The sequence below is a fragment of the Pseudomonas sp. O39 genome (assembly GCF_045447295.1).
Lineage (GTDB): Bacteria > Pseudomonadota > Gammaproteobacteria > Pseudomonadales > Pseudomonadaceae > Aquipseudomonas > Aquipseudomonas antarctica_A.
The window spans coordinates 1-1868 of the sequence record NZ_JBJGXV010000057.1 but is presented as its reverse complement, the minus strand read 5'-3'; the positions used below and the strand labels follow the sequence as shown (position 1 = coordinate 1868).

1 protein-coding gene is annotated in these 1868 nt (G+C 52.4%); it reads left to right on the top strand.

Annotated features, from left to right (window positions below; all coding sequences use genetic code 11):
• The first annotated feature begins 95 nt into the window (after window positions 1-95).
• Complete coding sequence (locus tag ACI77D_RS29245; protein WP_407018091.1) at window positions 96-1481, top strand: IS4 family transposase; 1386 nt, start codon at window positions 96-98, stop codon at window positions 1479-1481.
• The last annotated feature ends 387 nt before the right edge of the window (window positions 1482-1868 follow it).

The window sequence follows — 1868 nt, the reverse complement described above, 5'->3', positions numbered from 1 at the left end:
ACCAGCTGATATGACTACAAAAAAAATGAAAAAAAGCCGTCCTTGGTCTACGGTGATAGTTGCGAACACACACCACGAGAACAAGGACAGCCCGCGTGAATCGTAGACGCCAAATCGTCAGGCATCAACAGCAGCGCATTCAGCAGCACACCAAAAACAGCAATGCCCATGCGTTCTTTAAGCTGCTAGCCGATCCGGAACTGCTACAGCGTGTCGAGTCAGTGACGCCCAAGCATCGCCAACGGTTGTTCCCTCCGACTGAAACACTGTCGATGTTTCTGGCCCAAGCCATGAATGCCGACCGTTCTTGTCAGAAGGCCGTGAATGATTTTTCGATCAAACGTTGCTGCGATGGGCTAAGCCCTGGCAGCGTGTACACCGGCGCTTATTGCAAAGCACGGGCGCGGTTACCGGTAGAGATGGTTTCAACGTTGTTGCGCTCCACGGGATCATCGATGAGTAACAACGCGTCACCCTCCTGGCGCTGGATGGGGCGCCCGGTGCGGCTCGTAGATGGCACCACGGTGACGCTGCCAGACACTGCGGCCAACCAAGCTGCCTATCCGCAATCGCGAGGTCAGAAAGCAGGGCTGGGTTTCCCCATCTGCCGTTTGGTAGGAATCATTTGCCTGGCCAGCGGCGCTGTTTTAGATGCCTCGCTGGGACGTTTTCGAGGCAAAGGTGGCGATGAACAGACGCTACTCAGGACGATGCTTGACACTCTGAATCAAGGCGACATTGTGTTGGGCGATGCCTACTACGCAACGTACTTTTTGCTGTGTGAACTGCAGCGTCGCGGGATCGACGGCGTGTTCGAACAATATGGCGCTAGGCGGCGCAGTACCGACTTTCGGCTCGCGCAATCGCTGGGGCCGGAAGATCATTTGGTTGAGCTGACAAAACCTAAGAATCGACCTTCTTGGATGAGCCAAACTTATTACGACGATGCGCCTGAAACACTGACAGTGCGTGAACTGAAAACCGGTGGAAAAATACTGGTGACCACCTTGAACTGCCCACAGCAAGCGCCCAAGGCTGGGCTGAAATCTCTGTACAAGGACCGTTGGCATGTTGAGTTGGATCTGCGCAAGCTCAAGACAACACTGGGGCTTGAAACGCTGAGTTGCAAGACGCCTGGTATGGCCGTCAAAGAGTTATGGGTGTATCTGTTGGCGCACAATCTGATTCGGATGATCATGGCCCAATCGGCGCTATTGGCGGATTGTCTACCGAGAGAGCTGAGCTTCAAACATAGCCTTCAGCTATGCCTTGCGTTGAGGCATTACGGAGCGGGAGAACGAGACGACGAGGTGTTGAACTTGCTCAAGTTGATTGCCCGAAAACGTATTGGAAATCGACCCGGTAGAATCGAGCCCCGCGCTGTAAAACGAAGGCCCAAGCCATACCCCATGCTGATGCAGGCGCGAGGGGCGGCAAGGGCCGAGGTACGCAAGAATGGGCATCCGAAGAAGGTTAAGTAAGTGCCATTCGGGGCAGAATTATTATTTAGAAATCCGAGTACAACGTTACGGATTCAAACAGTGCTACGCAACAAGAGTTACGAAGCTACTGGCGACAGCGTGTAGGTCAGCTATATCTAAATTGTTATGCATAAGGAGTTCATCATGAAAGAGATGATAATGCTGTGGCTTAAGCTATTTCCCTATAACCCACGCAAATTCCGGAACTTCGCCAAAATAGATGAAAGTGGCGTCTGCTCAAAGTTTATCCGATGCAAAGAATCTCCCGGAGATTCATGGGTAGAAGTGAATGAATTCTGCTTGAGTTGGCTTGGCAATCCGTTGCCAGACTATGCCAGAAAAACTAGCCTCGCCGGGACGGAGCCACAACAAAAAAGGCACTCCTAA